Raw genomic sequence first — 13,961 nt, 5'->3', positions numbered from 1 at the left:
CCTTAAAACTTGATACTTCGTTCACTTCGCCCCTAGTTCCGAATGGTTAAGGGGCGGTAAAAAATTGGGCGCCCGAGGGCGCCCATTCCTGACGTTGCGGCGGGGTCTCCCTGCGTCTCAGCCGGCCAGCTCGATGCGGTTGAGCGCGCAATGCGACCAGAGCGAGTCGAGCGCCTTGACCAGCGCGTCCGTCTCCTTCGGGCCGTGCACGGGCGAGGGCGTGAAGCGCAGCCGCTCCGTCCCCCGCGGCACGGTGGGGAAGTTGATGGGCTGCACGTAGATGCCGAAATCGGCGAGCAGCATGTCCGACAGGCGCTTGGTATGCACCGGGTCCCCCACGATGAGGGGGACGATGTGACTGCCATGGTCGATGATCGGCAGGCCGAGGCCCTTGAGCCGCGTCTTGAGGATCTTCGCCTGCGTACGGTGCTTGTCGCGCAGCGCCTGGTCTTCCTTCAGATGCTTGACGCTGGCAGCCGCCCCGGCGGCCACGGCCGGCGGCAGCGAGGTGGTGAAGATGAAGCCCGGCGCGTAGGAGCGGATGGCGTCGCACATCTTGCCGGAGGCGGAGATATAGCCGCCCATCACGCCGAAGGCCTTGCCGAGCGTGCCGTTGATGATGTCGATCCGCCCGGCGAGCCCCAGCTCCTCCGAGAGGCCGCCGCCGCGCCGGCCGTACATGCCGACGGCGTGGACTTCGTCGAGATAGGTCAGCGCGCCGAATTCCTCGGCGAGGGCGACGATCTCCTCCAGCGGGCCGAAATCGCCATCCATCGAGTAGACCGATTCGAAGGCGATGAGCTTCGGCGCCGAGGGATCGTCGGCCTCCAAGAGCTCGCGCAGGTGAGCGAGGTCGTTGTGGCGGAAGATGCGCTTGGCGCCGCCGTTGCGGCGGATGCCCTCGATCATCGAGGCGTGGTTCAGCGCGTCGGAATAGATGATGAGGCCGGGGAAGAGCTTCGGCAGCGTGCTCAGCGTCGCGTCATTGGCGATGTAAGCGGAGGTGAAGAGCAGCGCCGCCTCCTTGCCATGCAGATCGGCCAGCTCGCCCTCCAGCTCCTTGTGCCAGATGGTGGTGCCGGAGATGTTCCGCGTCCCGCCGGAGCCGGCGCCGGCGGCGTCGACCGCCTCGTGCATGGCGGCGAGGACGACGGGGTGCTGGCCCATGCCGAGATAGTCATTGCCGCACCAGATGGTGACCGGCTGCTCGGTGCCGTCGGGGCGGGACCAGCGGGCATGAGGGAAGTGGCCGCGATCGCGCGCGATGTCGATGAAGGTGCGGTAGCGCCCCTCCTGGTGAAGGGAGTTGATCGCCGTATCGAGCATCGCATCGAAATTCACGAAGCTGTCCTTTCCTTCTCATGCCGGCCCGGCCAAAGCGGCGCGTGTCGGGCCCCTGCCGAGGGGCCGGCACTTTCTTGCCCGACGGGCCTATCCCCCGCCTTGATGCAGGTCAACATTCCCCGCCGATCCGGAAAACCCGACTTTCCCTATATAAGGCATTGGGAGCGCCCCGCAGGAGGGCGGGCGGACCCATCGTCATCACGGGTTGGTCAACGCCCGCGCCGATCGGGTCGCCAGGTTTCCGATAGCGGTCAAGGTGCCGCCCCGGCGTGACGGTTCCGTTAGCGCGCCCGGCCCGCCAACCCGGCCCGGCGCCCCTCCACGCGCGTTTGCCGCAGGGCTGGACGGCGCCCCGAGCCGCCCCTAGCCTCACGCGCAACCCATGACAGGAGCCCCGCGATGAGCCTCGACGCCGTCCTCGACAAACTCGATTCCGATCTCGACGATGCGCTGGAGCGGCTGATGGCCCTGCTGCGCCTGCCCTCCATCTCCACCGACCCGGCCTACAAGGAAGATTGCGCGAAGACGGCCGACGCCCTCGTCGCCGATCTCGCCTCCATCGGCTTCGAGGCGACCGCCCGTCCGACGCCCGGCCATCCCATGGTCGTCGCCCATGGCGGCGAGGGCGGCCCGCACCTGCTCTTCTACGGCCATTACGACGTGCAGCCGGTCGATCCCTTGAACCTCTGGGATCAGCCCCCCTTCGAGCCGATCATCGAGGAGCGGCCCGAGGGCAAGGTGATCCGCGGGCGCGGCGCGGCGGATGACAAGGGCCAGCTGATGACCTTCATCGAGGCCTGCCGGGCCTGGGTGGCGGTGAACGGCGCCCTGCCCTGCCGCATCACGATCTTCCTCGAGGGCGAGGAGGAATCCGGCTCCCCCTCCCTCGTGCCCTTCATGAAGGAGAATGCCGAGGAGCTGACCTGCGACCTCGCGCTGATCTGCGACACCGGCCTCTTCGATCCGGAGACGCCGGCCGTCACCACCATGCTGCGCGGCCTCCTCGGGCAGGAGATCACGATCACCGGCCCGGACCGCGACCTGCATTCCGGCAGCTACGGCGGCGCCGCTATGAACCCCATCCGCGTCCTCGCCCGCGTCCTCGCCAGCCTGCATGACGAGACCGGCCGCGTCACCGTGCCCGGCTTCTATGACGGCGTGCCGGAGATCGATGCGCAGATCTCCGAGCAGTGGGAGGGCCTCGGCTTCGACGACGATGCCTTCCTCGGCGCAGTCGGCCTCTCCGAACCCGCCGGCGAATCGGGGCGCTCGGTGCTGGAGATGCTCTGGTCGCGCCCGACCTGCGAGATCAACGGCATCTCCGGCGGCTACGAGGGCGACGGCTTCAAGACCGTGCTGCCGTCGAAGGCCTCCGCCAAGGTCTCTTTCCGCCTCGTCGGCACGCAGGACCCCATCGCCATCCGCGAGAGCTTCCAGCAGATGGTGACGGACATGCTGCCCGCCGACTGCGAGGTCGACTTCCACGATCACGGCGCGTCCCCCGCCTCCGTCATGTCCACCGACAACCCGGCCTTCGAGCAGGCGCGGCAGGCGCTCTCCGACGAATGGCCGAAGGAGGCCGCCTTCATCGGCGCCGGCGGCTCGATCCCGGTGGCGGGCTACTTCAAGAGCATCCTCGGCATGGATTCGATGCTGATCGGCTTCGGCAAGGATGATGACCTCATTCACAGCCCGAATGAGAAGTACGATCTCTCCAGCTTCCACCGCGGCATGCGCTCCTGGGCGCGGGTGCTGGAGCGGGTGTCGAAGGGCGCCTGAGGGGCCCGAGGCGTGCGCGTGTCGCAAGGTTAACGCGCCCGTAAGACCTGGGGCGCGCTCATGGCCAATGGCGGCGGAAACGCCAAGGTTCGAGCCATGTCGCGCCCGTTTCTGGCCCAAATGCGGCCTTACCTCCGGGGTCATGCCCCCGCCGGATTCCCCCTTGCTCCCCCTCGACACGCCGCTGAGACCGGACGACCCGGCCTTCGGCCTGCACGAGGCCGAGCGCCTGCTGCTGGAGCCGGCGCCGCTACCGGCGAAGAAGGGGGTCAGTCCCGGGAGCGTCGTCCTGGTGCCGGTGAGCTTCATCACCTCGTACCTGTCGGTCTTCGCGGTGCAGAACATCGAGGATATCAGCGCGCACCTGGCCGAAGGCACGCATGGCAGCCTGCACATGTTCGCCCATTACGCGCCGCCGGTCCTCCTCTCCCTCCTCCTGCTCGCCGTCCTCTGCCTCTTCACGGCCGACCAGTTCCGCCAGCTGCGCTCCTCGGCGCTGCGGATCATCGGCTACAGCGGCATCGCCGGCATCGTGATCGGGTTCGTGCTGTCCCTGTTGGGATAGGCGCGCGGGGCGCGGGGTCTCGTTTCAAGCGAGGTGAAGGCGCGCCGCGGAGGGCCCTCCGCACATCCGCTCTCACAGATCGATCAGGCGTCGAAACGGCCACGCCAACAGCGGCCGAAGCCGCTGCGAAGGCAGCCTGGTGAGGCTGCCCGCGAGCAAGGAAAGAAGGGGAATGGCGCGGTTGACGGGGCTCGAACCCGCGACCCCCGGCGTGACAGGCCGGTACTCTAACCAACTGAGCTACAACCGCGCGTGGGGGGCCTTCTATGGGGAGCGGCGGGGGGCGTCAAGCGACAATCTTCACCTTTCTCGCCCACCCGCACCGGGCCTTCCGCGCCCCTCTTGCAGGCCTTGCCCAGCGGCGCCCGAATATGGTCTTCACGGGCAAGAGACCGCGCCAGATGAGGGATGGGACCATGCGCCACCGCACCGCTTCGCTGCTGATGATCCTTCTGTCGGTCGCCGCCTGCGCCGCCCCGCCCGCCCAGCGGGCGGTGGTCATGAATACCGGCGAGGAGGAGCTGCTGAACATGCGCGCCGGACCGGGCCTCGGCTACGCGGTGATCCTCGGCATACCGGAGGGCACGCAGGTGATCCGCCGCGACTGCATCACCGAGGTTGGCCAGCTGTGGTGCCGCGTCACCCCCGTCTCCGGCCCCAACGTCACCGGCTACGTCTCCGCCGACTACCTCGCGACCGCCAGATAGGGCGCGCCGGCCTGAGCGCGGCGGAGGAGCCTGTGCGAGGGGGAGTGGTGGGTGATGAGAGGCTCGAACTCCCGACATCCTCGGTGTAAACGAGGCGCTCTACCAACTGAGCTAATCACCCTTCGCCGGCCCTCTACCAAGCGGGGGTAGGCGGAGGCAAGCGGTGGCGCGGCTCAGTCCGCCGGGCGCAGCTCCTCGTGGGCGCCGGAGGAGAGGAAATGGGCGACGCCCTGCCCTCCCGGCAGCTCGGAGAGCCGGTCTTCCTCGTAGCCCATCGCCGCGGTGCGCAGGACGCGGCTGGTGATGCCGTGCGTGACGAGAACCGCCGGCCCCGCCAGCCCCTCCAGAACCGCCGTGGCGCGCCGCCAGAGGGCGTCGAAGCCCTCGCCGCCGGGGGCGCGGGCGTAGAGGTCGAGGAAGTGCATATCCTCCGCGTCGGGCTCTTCGCCGAGGATGTCCTCGCGGGTGCAGCCCGTCCAGCGGCCGACGTCGATCTCGCGCAGGCGCGCGTCTTCGCGGGGGGGCGTGGGCCAGCCGGCGACCTCGGCGATGATCTCCGCCGTGCGTCGCGCGCGGCCCTGCGGGCTGCACCATAGGGCGTGGCTCTGAGCGACGCCGCGGGAGGCGAGAAGGCGGCCAAGGGCGCGGGCCTGCGCCTCCCCCTTCGCGGTGAGGGGCGAATCGAAGGCGCCCTGCCAGCGGCCCTCGGCATTCCACTCGGTCTCGCCGTGGCGGATGACGTAGAGATCCGGCAGGTCCATCGGGGCACTCTCCTAGGCTGGCACGGGCCCTAAGCGGCCGCGTCGGCCCGTGCCTAGTCCACCCCGCGCCGCACCGCCAGCCCGGGCCGCCAGCCCGGCGGGCCTGCTTCAGCGCAGCTCGTCCGTCCAGACCTCGAAGCCCTGCAGGTCCGCCGATCCGAAGCTGTGGGTGAGCGGCACGTCGGCGGCGTCGCGGCCGCGGGCGATGAGCACACGGCTCTGGCGGGGGACGTTGTTGCGTGGATCGAAGACCCACCAGTCGCCGCCTAGGTAGACCTCCATCCACGCGGCGAAGTCGCCGGGCGCATGGGGCAGCGGCACGCCGACATCGCCGAGGTAGCCGGTGCAGTAGCGGGCCGGGATGTTCATGCAGCGGCAGAAGGCGATGGCGAGGTGGGTGTAGTCGCGGCACACTCCCTGCCCCTCCGCCAGCCCCTCGGAGGCGGTGCGGGTGGAGCGGGCGTGCTCGTAGCCGAAGCGGATGTGGTTGTGGACGAAGTCGCAGATCGCCTGCACCCGCGCCCAGCCCGGCTCCGTCTGCCCGAAGCGCTGCCACGCCTCGTCCGACAGCACGTCGGTGTCGCAGTAGCGGCTGCCGAGGAGGAAGCCGAGCACCTCGTCGGGCAGCGCCTCCACCGCCAGCTGCGGGGCGCCCGGCGCGTAGGGGTCGGTCCGGCCGGCGTCGCGGATGACGGCGTCGGTGCTCAGCACCAGCTCGCCGGCGGGGGCGACGAAGCGGTTGCACCAGTTGCCGAAGATGTCGCGGTAAGCGTGCATCGGCACCGAGGGGGTGGTGATCAGGTGGTCGGGACGCTCCAGATCGGCGGCACGCGAGTAGTGCACGCTGAGCATGGCGATCATGGGGGTGGGCTGCGCGAGCTGGTAGGTCAGCCGGCAGCCGATGGACAGGCGCATCAGGGGATCCTCTCGGAAAGGGAGGGGCCGGCCATCAAGGCGCCGGTCGCTCGGGCATCAGGGGCCGGAATCGGCGTCGATCGTCATGGAGCGAGGCGCGCCTGCCCGCCTGTACATCGGCGCGAGGGGCGCCGGAGCAGTCAGAGCGAGGGGCGTGGTGGGTGATGAGAGATTTGAACTCCCGACATCTTCGATGTGAACGAAGCGCTCTACCACTGAGCTAATCACCCGTGGGCCGGGGAGATAACGCCCTCCGCGGCGGGGTTCAAGTCGTCTCTTGCGCTTGAGATTGCTGAGCGTCCTCATGGGTCGGGCGGCGGGGCCGCTCCAGCCAGCCGAGGCAGGCCTCGCACCAGGCGGAGACGTTGTCGCGCATGACGCCTTCCAGCAGAGCCTTGTGGCGCTCGCGCCGCTCCTCCAGCGGCATTGCGAGGCCGCGGGCGATGGCGCGAGCGATGTCATCGGCGTCATAGGGGTTGATGAGCAGCGCCTCCTCCATCTGCTCAGCCGCGCCGGCGGTGCGGGAGAGGACGAGCACGCCCGGGTCCTCCGGGTCCTGCGCGGCCACGTATTCCTTGGCGACGAGGTTCATGCCGTCGGCCAGCGGCGTCACGAGGCCGATGCGCGAGACGCGGTAGAGCGCCGCCAGAGTGTCCCTCGGGACGGGACGGTGGATGTAGCGGATCGGCGTCCAGTCCAGCTCCGTATGGGCACCGTTGATCTTGCCGGAAAGCGATTCCAGCTCGTCGCGGATCTCGGCATAGGCGGCGACATCCTCGCGCGTCGGCGGCGCGATCTGGAGGAGCGAGACCCGGCGGTCCCCCTCCTCGCTCATGTCGAGGAAGCGCCCGAAACCGCGGAAGCGGCCGGGCAGGCCCTTGGAATAATCGAGCCGGTCGACACCGATGATGATGTCCTCGCGCGGCGACAGGTTGAGCAGGCTCCGTCCGTCATGCTCCGTCGCCATCTCGGCGAAGCGCTCCGCGTCGATGCCGATCGGCAGGGAGAGGACGTCGAACTTGCGCTTGCCCACCTTCAGTCGGCCGTCGAGCATCATCTCGCCCTTGCCGGCGGAGCGGAAGGTCTCGAGGCAGCGCGCCACGTCCGCCTGCGTCTGCAGGCCGACCATGTCGAAGGCGGCGAACCAGTCGAGGAAGAGCTCCCGCTCGCTCAGCGCGTCGAGGTCGCCGGCATGCGGGAAGGGGATGTGCAGGAAGAGGCCGATCCGGCCGGTGACGCCTTCCTTCCGCAGCGCCTGGGCGAGCGGCAGGAAGTGGTAATCCTGCACCCAGATCATGTCCTCCGGCTCGGCAATGCGGGCGATCATACGCGCCACGCGCTCGTTGAGCGCAACGTAGCCGGGAAAATAGCTCGGCTCCATCGCCAGCAGGTCCGCCCGGTGATGGCAGAGCGGCCAGAGCACGGAGTTGGCGTAGCCGAGGTAATGGGTCTGGTGATCCTCTTCCGTGATGCGAAAGGCCTTCTTCTCGTATCCGTTCGAGGGCAGGTCGGCGAACTCCTCCGTCGCCTCGTCCACGACATCGGGATGGGCGCCGATCCAAAGGCCCCCACGCTCGCTCAGCGCCTCGTGGATGGCGACGACGAGGCCCCCCGAGGGGACGTCGCCCATGGGAATGCGGTTGGAGACAACGATCAGCCGGCCAGTCATGGCGTCAGGTCCTTTCGAGCCAGGCGGAGAGCAGGGCACGGAGTTCGGAGGGGGTCTCGAGGCGCATCGGCGCGGCGCTGTCGCCGGTGCCGATCTTCAGGGCGGTGCCGCCCGCCGCGAGCGCCACCTCCATCATCGCCTCATCGGTCTTGTCATCGCCGGCGGCGAAGGGCGTGCGGCCCGCGAAGGGCCCGTCCATCAGCGCCTGCACGGCGCCGCCCTTGGAGACGCCCATGGGATGCAGCTCCAGCGCCATCTTGGCGTGGTGCAGCTCGTAGCCGTCATGGCGGGAGACGATCTCGGCCATCGCGGCGCCGGCGGGCTCAAGCAGCCCCGGCGCCTGCCGGAAGTGCAGGACGATGGAGACAGGCTTGTCCTCCACCAGCACATTCTCCTGCCGCTCCGCCCAGTCGCGGGCCTCGGCCTTCACGGCGGCCAACTCGTCGGTGCCCACGGCCTCGTGCTGCCGGAAGACGCCGTCGATCCGCCGCTCGGCCCCGTGGGAGCCGATCACCGGCCCGGGAAAGCCCGGCAGGAACTGGTCGATGTCGGAGACCTTGCGCCCGGAGACGAGCGCCGTGGCGCCGCCGGTCCGCTGATGCAGGCGCTCGAGCATGGAGAAGAGGTCGAAGGGGACGTGCACCCCGTCCGGCGTTTCGGCCAGATCGACGAGGGTGCCGTCGAAGTCCAGAAAAACCGCTGCTTCGCCCAAGGGCGGCAGCGGAATCGGATCGGTGGAGGCGGGGCGTGTTGCTGAGGCTGGGTCTGTCATGTCTGCTGCTTACGCCCGTGGTATACCCCTTGTTGACGATACTGAGCAAACGCGCGGCAGGGACGGACAGTTCCATTTTCGGCAAATGCACAAGGTCGGGGCACAGGATGCGCGTAGCGGGTATAGATCAGGCAGAGGCTTGACCTCAAGTGGGCTTGAGGTCGCAGGCTGACTTCTCCTTGATTCGGATGCACCCATGACCGCCTCGCCTCTTCCCGCCGTCGATCCCGCCCCGCCGCGCCTTCTCTCCCCCGGCTCCCGTGGCGCGCTGGCGCTGATCTCCGCCGGGATCGGGATGCATGCCTTCAACGACCTCGCCATCGCCGCCTCCCTGCCCATCGCGCTGGAGGATCTGGGCGGTCTGCGACGCCTCCCCCTCCTCTACGCGCTCTACTTCGTCGCCGTGGTGGCGGGAGGGCTGACGTCGGCGCAGCTGCGGGCGCTGGTCGGGGCGCGGGTGCTGGGGCTCGGGGCCTGCGCCGCCTTCCTCGCCGGGCTGGGGCTGATGGCCGGCGCCGGCTCGCCCGCGCCCTTCCTCGCCGGGCGGGCGCTGCAAGGGCTGTCGGACGGGCTGATCGTCGCGCTCTGCTACGGCCTGATCCCGGAGCTCTTCCGCCAGAGCCTGTTGCCCCGTGTCTTCGCGGTGGAATCGGTGGTCTGGGCGACGGCCGCGGTGCTCGGCCCGCTCCTCGGCGGGCTGGCGACAGAGGGGGCCGGCTGGCGGGTGGCGATGCTCGTGGCGGCGCCGCTGGCGGTCCTCTTCCTCCTCTGCGCCGCGGCGGTGCTGGAGGGCAGCCGCGGCGCCCCGGCCCGCAAGCTCGCGGCGCTCCTGCCCGCCGGCCTCTGCCTCGCAGGTGCGGCGGCCATCGCCCTCTCGCCCCTCCTGCCCGGAGGGGCGCTGCTCGCCCTGCCCCTCGGCCTCGCCCTCGCCGCCCTCGCCTTCCGCCTCGACGGGCGCCTCGCCGCGCCCTTCTTCCCGGGCGGGGCGTTCCGCAGCGGCGCGGTGGGGCGCGGCACGTGGCTGATCCTGCTGATGCCGGTGGGGCACGCGGCCAGCCAGGTCTACCTCGCCTTCGCGCTGCGGGAGATCTGGGGCCTCTCGCCCATACTGGTCGGCTTCATCATCGTGACGCTGGCGCTGAGCTGGAGCGGCACCGCCTTCGTCATCGGCCAGCTCCGTTCCCGCGCCGTGTTCGAGGCGATCCTCCGCCACGCGCCAGCGGCGCAGGTGGCAGGCGCGCTCTGCATCGCCGGGGCGCTGGCGAGCGGGACGCTGCCGCTGCTCATCGCCGGGCAGGTGCTGGTGGGCATGGCCTTCGGGATGAGCTGGGGCCCCGCGATGCAGGCGATCATGGCGGCGACGCCGGCTGGAGAGCGCTCGCGCACCTCCTCCTTCATGCCGTCGATCCAGACGGCGGGGAGCGCCCTCGGCGCCGGGCTCGCCGGGCTGGTGGCGGGGGCCACGCAATTGGTGGGCGAGGTGCAGGCGGGCACGCCCGCCCCCGCTGTCCTCTGGCTCTGGGGGAGCACGGCCGCCATCGCGCTCCTCGCCCTCCTCGCCGCGCGCGGCATGCGGATCGGCGAGGCGGACGGGGAGTGAGCGCTGATGGCGCTCCCCGGCCCCAGCCGCTATCACGGGGGCCATGTCCCTGCAGCTCATGCTCGATGTCGACGGCGTTCTCGTCACCGGCCGCCCCGGCGACGGGCGCCCCTGGGCGACGAGCCTCGCCGCCGATCTGGGGCTGGAGCCGGAGCGCCTGCAGGAGAGCTTCTTCCGCCCGCACTGGCAGGAGATCGTCACCGGCCGGGCGGAGTTGGAGCCGGCGCTGGCCGGGAGCCTCGCGAAGATCGCCCCGGACCTGCCGGCGCGGGACCTCATGGACTACTGGTTCTCCCGCGACTCCCGGATAGACGCCGCGCTGCTCGACGAGGTGGCGAGCCTCCGCGCCGGCGGCCTGCCCGTCTGGCTGGCCACGAACCAGGAGCATCGCCGCGCCGCCTACCTGTTGGAGACGCTCGGCCTCGCCGCCCATGTCGACGGCATCCTCCACTCCGCCCGCCTAGGCGCGATGAAGCCGGAGCCGGCATTCTTCGCGGCCGCCGAGGCGGCGGCCGGCGGCGAGGGCCCGTTCCTGCTGGTCGACGACAGCGAGCGCAACGTCACCGCCGCCCGCGCCGCCGGCTGGCAAGCCGAGGTCTGGACGGGCGAGGCGCGGCTGGCGGATCTGGTGGCGGCGGCGCGGGCACGCTGACCGACGGGGCCTTGAGCCTCCGGCCCGCAGGCGCAGGGCGAGCGGCGGCCCGTTGGGTGGCGCTCCGACGCCCCCGCTGCGCGCTTTATGCCAGCCAAGCCCCTCCCCGCGGGCCGCTCAGCACCAAGCTCAGCCAGAGCGCCAGCCCGCGGGACGGGCCGGCGCTCGCCCTGCGCCTTTGGCGCGTACCGGGCGGGGGAAGAGCGGCAACGTCGCGCAGCGGTGGCTTGGAAACCCACCCTACGGGGGTCTCGATCCGGCATGGCCTGGTGCCGAAGGGGGAACGGTGCCCGGCGGGAGGAGACGGCGGGCCAAGGTGGGTTACAAACCCACCCTACGGTGGCGCCCCACCTTTCCGACCGCCGGGCGATTATTCGCGCCACCCCGCGTAGGGTGGGTTTTCAACCCACCTTCCACACGCCGCACTCCTCCGCGCCCCGCACAAACCCCCAACGAATAAGGGCCCGCCAAACCGGCGGGCCCCCTTCATTCCGTCCCCGAAGGTCAGTGCGCCGTGGCGCCCTGCCCTTCCGGTTTCGCGGCCTGGGCGGCGGCGAGGGCGGCTTCTTCGGCCTCCTCGTCCCACTCGATGGGCTCGGGCTGGCGCACCAGCGCCGCCTTGAGGACCTCCGAGACGTGGGAGACGGGGATGATCTCCAGCCCCTCCTTCACGTTGTCGGGGATCTCCGGCAGGTCCTTGGCGTTCTCCTCGGGGATGAACACCGTCTTGATGCCGCCCCTCAGCGCCGCCAGCAGCTTCTCCTTCAGCCCGCCGATGGGCATCGCGTTGCCGCGCAGGCTCACCTCGCCCGTCATCGCGATATCCTTGCGGATCGGGATCTGCGTGAGCACCGAGACGATGGAGGTCACCATCGCCAGCCCCGCGCTCGGCCCGTCCTTCGGCGTCGCGCCGTCCGGCACGTGGACGTGGATGTCCAGCTTGTCGAACTGCGTCGGCTTCACCCCGATAGAGGGCGAGACGGAGCGCACGTAGGACGAGGCCGCGTCGATGCTCTCCTTCATCACGTCGCCGAGCTTGCCGGTCGTCTTCATCCGGCCCTTTCCGGGCAGGCGCAGCGCCTCGATCTGCAGCAGGTCGCCGCCCACTGAGGTCCACGCGAGGCCGGTGACGACGCCGATCTGGTCCTCCTTCTCGGCGAGGCCGAAGCGGTGCCGCTCGACGCCGAGGAAGTCGGCGAGGTTCTCCTCGGTGACGGAGACCTTTTCGGCCTCCTTCTTGACCAGCTTGGTCACGGCCTTCCGGGCGATCTTGGCCAGCTCGCGCTCGAGGTTCCGCACCCCCGCCTCGCGGGTATAGGTGCGGATCATCGCGGTCAGCGCCGCGTCATCGATCTCGAACTCCTTCGCCTTCAGGCCATGGTTCTTCATGACCTTGGAGAGAAGGTGCTGGCGGGCGATCTCGCGCTTCTCGTCTTCCGTGTAGCCGGAGAGGGAGATGATCTCCATCCGGTCGAGCAGCGGCCCCGGCATGTTGTAGCTGTTGGCCGTGGTCAGGAAGAGCACGTTGGAGAGGTCGTATTCCACTTCGAGATAGTGGTCGACGAACGTCCCGTTCTGCTCCGGGTCCAGCACCTCCAGCATGGCGGAGGCCGGGTCGCCGCGGAAATCCTGGCCCATCTTGTCGATCTCATCGAGCAGGATCAGCGGGTTGGTCGTCTTCGCCTTCTTCAGCGCCTGGATGATCTTGCCGGGCATGGAGCCGATGTACGTCCTCCGGTGGCCGCGGATCTCCGACTCGTCCCGGACACCGCCGAGCGAGATGCGGATGAACTCGCGCCCCGTCGCCTTGGCGACCGACTTGCCGAGGGACGTCTTGCCGACGCCGGGAGGGCCGACGAGGCAGAGGATCGGCCCCTTCAGCTTGGTCGAGCGGGACTGCACAGCAAGATACTCGACGATGCGCTCCTTGACCTTCTCGAGCCCGTAGTGGTCGTCATCGAGGACCTTCTCGGCATGGCCGAGGTCCTTCTTGACGCGGCTTTTGGTGCCCCACGGGACGGAGAGGATCCAGTCGAGGTAGTTGCGCACGACGGTCGCTTCCGCGCTCATCGGCGGCATCGACTTGAGCTTCTTGACCTCGGCGTCGGCCTTCTCGCGCGCTTCCTTGGAGAGCTTGGTCTCCTCGATGCGCTTCTCGAGCTCGGCGACCTCGTTGCCGCCGTCCTCGCCGTCGCCCAGCTCCTTCTGAATCGCCTTCATCTGCTCGTTGAGGTAGTACTCGCGCTGCGTCCGCTCCATCTGGGATTTCACGCGGGTCTTGATCTTCTTCTCGACCTGCAGGACGGACATCTCCCCCTGCATCAGGCCGTAGACCTTCTCCAGCCGCTCGGCGACGGAAAGCGTCTCCAGAAGCTCCTGCTTCTGCTTGACCTCGATGCCGAGGTGCCCCGCGACGAGGTCCGCCAGCTTGGCCGGCTCCGTCTCGTCGGTGACGTTGGCGAGCGCCTCCTCGGGGATGTTCTTCTTGACCTTGGCGTAGCGCTCGAATTCCTGCGCGACGGTCGAGACGAGCGCGCGCACGATCTGGTCGTCACCGGGGATCTCGGTGAGCCCGGCCACCTTGGCCTCGAAGAAGCGGTCGTTCTCGACCCACTCGGTGATGCGCACGCGGGCCTTGCCCTCGACGAGCAGCTTTACGGTGCCGTCGGGCAGCTTGAGCAACTGCAGCACGTTGGCCAGCACGCCGGCCTTGTAGAGCCCGTCAGTGGCCGGATCGTCCTCGGACGGGTCCATCTGGCTGGCGATGAGGATCTGTTTGTCGTCGGCCATCACGTCCTCGAGGGCGCGGACCGACTTCTCCCGCCCCACGAAGAGCGGCACGATCATGTGCGGAAACAGCACGATGTCGCGCAGGGGAAGCACGGGATAGGAGGGGCGAAGGGGGTCGTTCATGCTCGGTTCCTTGTCTGGCAGGCCGGTGTGCCCCGATGATCGGCAGCGTGGCCGGCCCCACTTTTTTTCGAACGCGTCAGGAAGCTGAATCTAGGCGGCGATGGCCGCCATTCAACCGCCCCGGCTCCATTGCCGGTACCATGCCCCCGCCGCCTCAGAGGGGCAAGGCCTTCCCCCGGGGCGCCGGGGGGCCGCCGGCGCGGATGGCGACCGCACCAAAAATGCCCGCCTGCCGTCATTCCCCTGCCCCGGGCCTGCCGCATTAACCCTGCACAACCCGGTCC

11 protein-coding genes and 3 tRNA genes are annotated in these 13,961 nt (G+C 69.5%); 5 read left to right on the top strand and 9 right to left on the bottom strand.

Translation table 11 applies throughout. The annotated features are described in order from the left end of the window. Window positions 1-117: 117 nt before the first annotated feature. Window positions 118-1,326 carry a 5-aminolevulinate synthase gene (hemA, locus tag GY170_RS05600; protein WP_203531221.1) on the bottom strand — a complete coding sequence of 403 codons (1,209 nt, stop codon included), beginning with the start codon at window positions 1,324-1,326 and terminating at the stop codon, window positions 118-120. 417 nt (window positions 1,327-1,743) lie between these two features. Here hemA and GY170_RS05595 point away from each other — a divergent pair, with 417 nt between their 5' ends. Then, entirely contained in the window at window positions 1,744-3,123 is a 1,380-nt protein-coding gene (locus tag GY170_RS05595; RefSeq protein ID WP_163890765.1) for a M20/M25/M40 family metallo-hydrolase, read from the top strand. Between the two features lie 163 nt (window positions 3,124-3,286). Continuing rightward, window positions 3,287-3,688, top strand: a complete 402-nt coding sequence (locus GY170_RS05590) for a hypothetical protein (protein WP_163890763.1) — start codon at window positions 3,287-3,289, stop codon at window positions 3,686-3,688. Between the two features lie 173 nt (window positions 3,689-3,861). Here the strand turns inward: GY170_RS05590 and GY170_RS05585 are convergent. Beyond that, window positions 3,862-3,938: transfer RNA gene (locus GY170_RS05585), tRNA-Asp, on the bottom strand. 166 nt (window positions 3,939-4,104) lie between these two features. Between GY170_RS05585 and GY170_RS05580 the strand changes: the two genes are divergently transcribed. Continuing rightward, window positions 4,105-4,395: an SH3 domain-containing protein gene (locus GY170_RS05580; protein ID WP_163890761.1), complete on the top strand. Its 291-nt coding sequence runs from the start codon at window positions 4,105-4,107 to the stop codon at window positions 4,393-4,395. Between the two features lie 45 nt (window positions 4,396-4,440). Here GY170_RS05580 and GY170_RS05575 read toward each other — a convergent pair. The 6 genes from GY170_RS05575 to otsB form a co-directional block, all read right to left on the bottom strand. Then, a tRNA-Val gene (locus GY170_RS05575) sits at window positions 4,441-4,516 on the bottom strand. 52 nt (window positions 4,517-4,568) lie between these two features. Next, window positions 4,569-5,156 (bottom strand): histidine phosphatase family protein, encoded by a 588-nt coding sequence (locus GY170_RS05570; protein WP_163890759.1) that lies wholly within the window; start codon window positions 5,154-5,156, stop codon window positions 4,569-4,571. Window positions 5,157-5,264: 108 nt separating this feature from the next. After that, window positions 5,265-6,071: a transglutaminase-like domain-containing protein gene (locus GY170_RS05565; RefSeq protein WP_163890757.1), complete on the bottom strand. Its 807-nt coding sequence runs from the start codon at window positions 6,069-6,071 to the stop codon at window positions 5,265-5,267. 155 nt (window positions 6,072-6,226) lie between these two features. Continuing rightward, window positions 6,227-6,301: transfer RNA gene (locus GY170_RS05560), tRNA-Val, on the bottom strand. Between the two features lie 35 nt (window positions 6,302-6,336). Then, window positions 6,337-7,740 (bottom strand): alpha,alpha-trehalose-phosphate synthase (UDP-forming), encoded by a 1,404-nt coding sequence (locus GY170_RS05555; protein ID WP_163890755.1) that lies wholly within the window; start codon window positions 7,738-7,740, stop codon window positions 6,337-6,339. A gap of 4 nt (window positions 7,741-7,744) precedes the next feature. Next, entirely contained in the window at window positions 7,745-8,512 is a 768-nt protein-coding gene (otsB, locus tag GY170_RS05550; protein WP_163890753.1) for a trehalose-phosphatase, read from the bottom strand. 196 nt (window positions 8,513-8,708) lie between these two features. On the opposite strand from otsB, the gene GY170_RS05545 reads away from it, so the two are divergent. Together GY170_RS05545 and GY170_RS05540 are read left to right on the top strand one after the other, a co-directional pair. Continuing rightward, entirely contained in the window at window positions 8,709-10,112 is a 1,404-nt protein-coding gene (locus tag GY170_RS05545) for an MFS transporter (RefSeq protein WP_163890751.1), read from the top strand. A 43-nt stretch (window positions 10,113-10,155) separates the two neighbouring features. Next, window positions 10,156-10,764 (top strand): HAD-IA family hydrolase, encoded by a 609-nt coding sequence (locus GY170_RS05540; protein WP_163890749.1) that lies wholly within the window; start codon window positions 10,156-10,158, stop codon window positions 10,762-10,764. Window positions 10,765-11,268: 504 nt separating this feature from the next. Here GY170_RS05540 and lon read toward each other — a convergent pair. Further along, the gene (gene lon, locus GY170_RS05535) at window positions 11,269-13,677 is read right to left on the bottom strand and encodes an endopeptidase La (protein WP_163890747.1); all 2,409 of its coding nucleotides are present in this window, start codon (window positions 13,675-13,677) and stop codon (window positions 11,269-11,271) included. Window positions 13,678-13,961 lie beyond the last annotated feature (284 nt).

Origin of the sequence: Pseudoroseicyclus tamaricis, from assembly GCF_012070395.1 — a bacterium.
Classification (GTDB): Bacteria; Pseudomonadota; Alphaproteobacteria; order Rhodobacterales; family Rhodobacteraceae; genus Pseudoroseicyclus_A; species Pseudoroseicyclus_A tamaricis.
The sequence above is the reverse complement of the archived record's forward strand: the minus strand, read 5'-3'. Positions and strand labels throughout refer to the sequence as shown.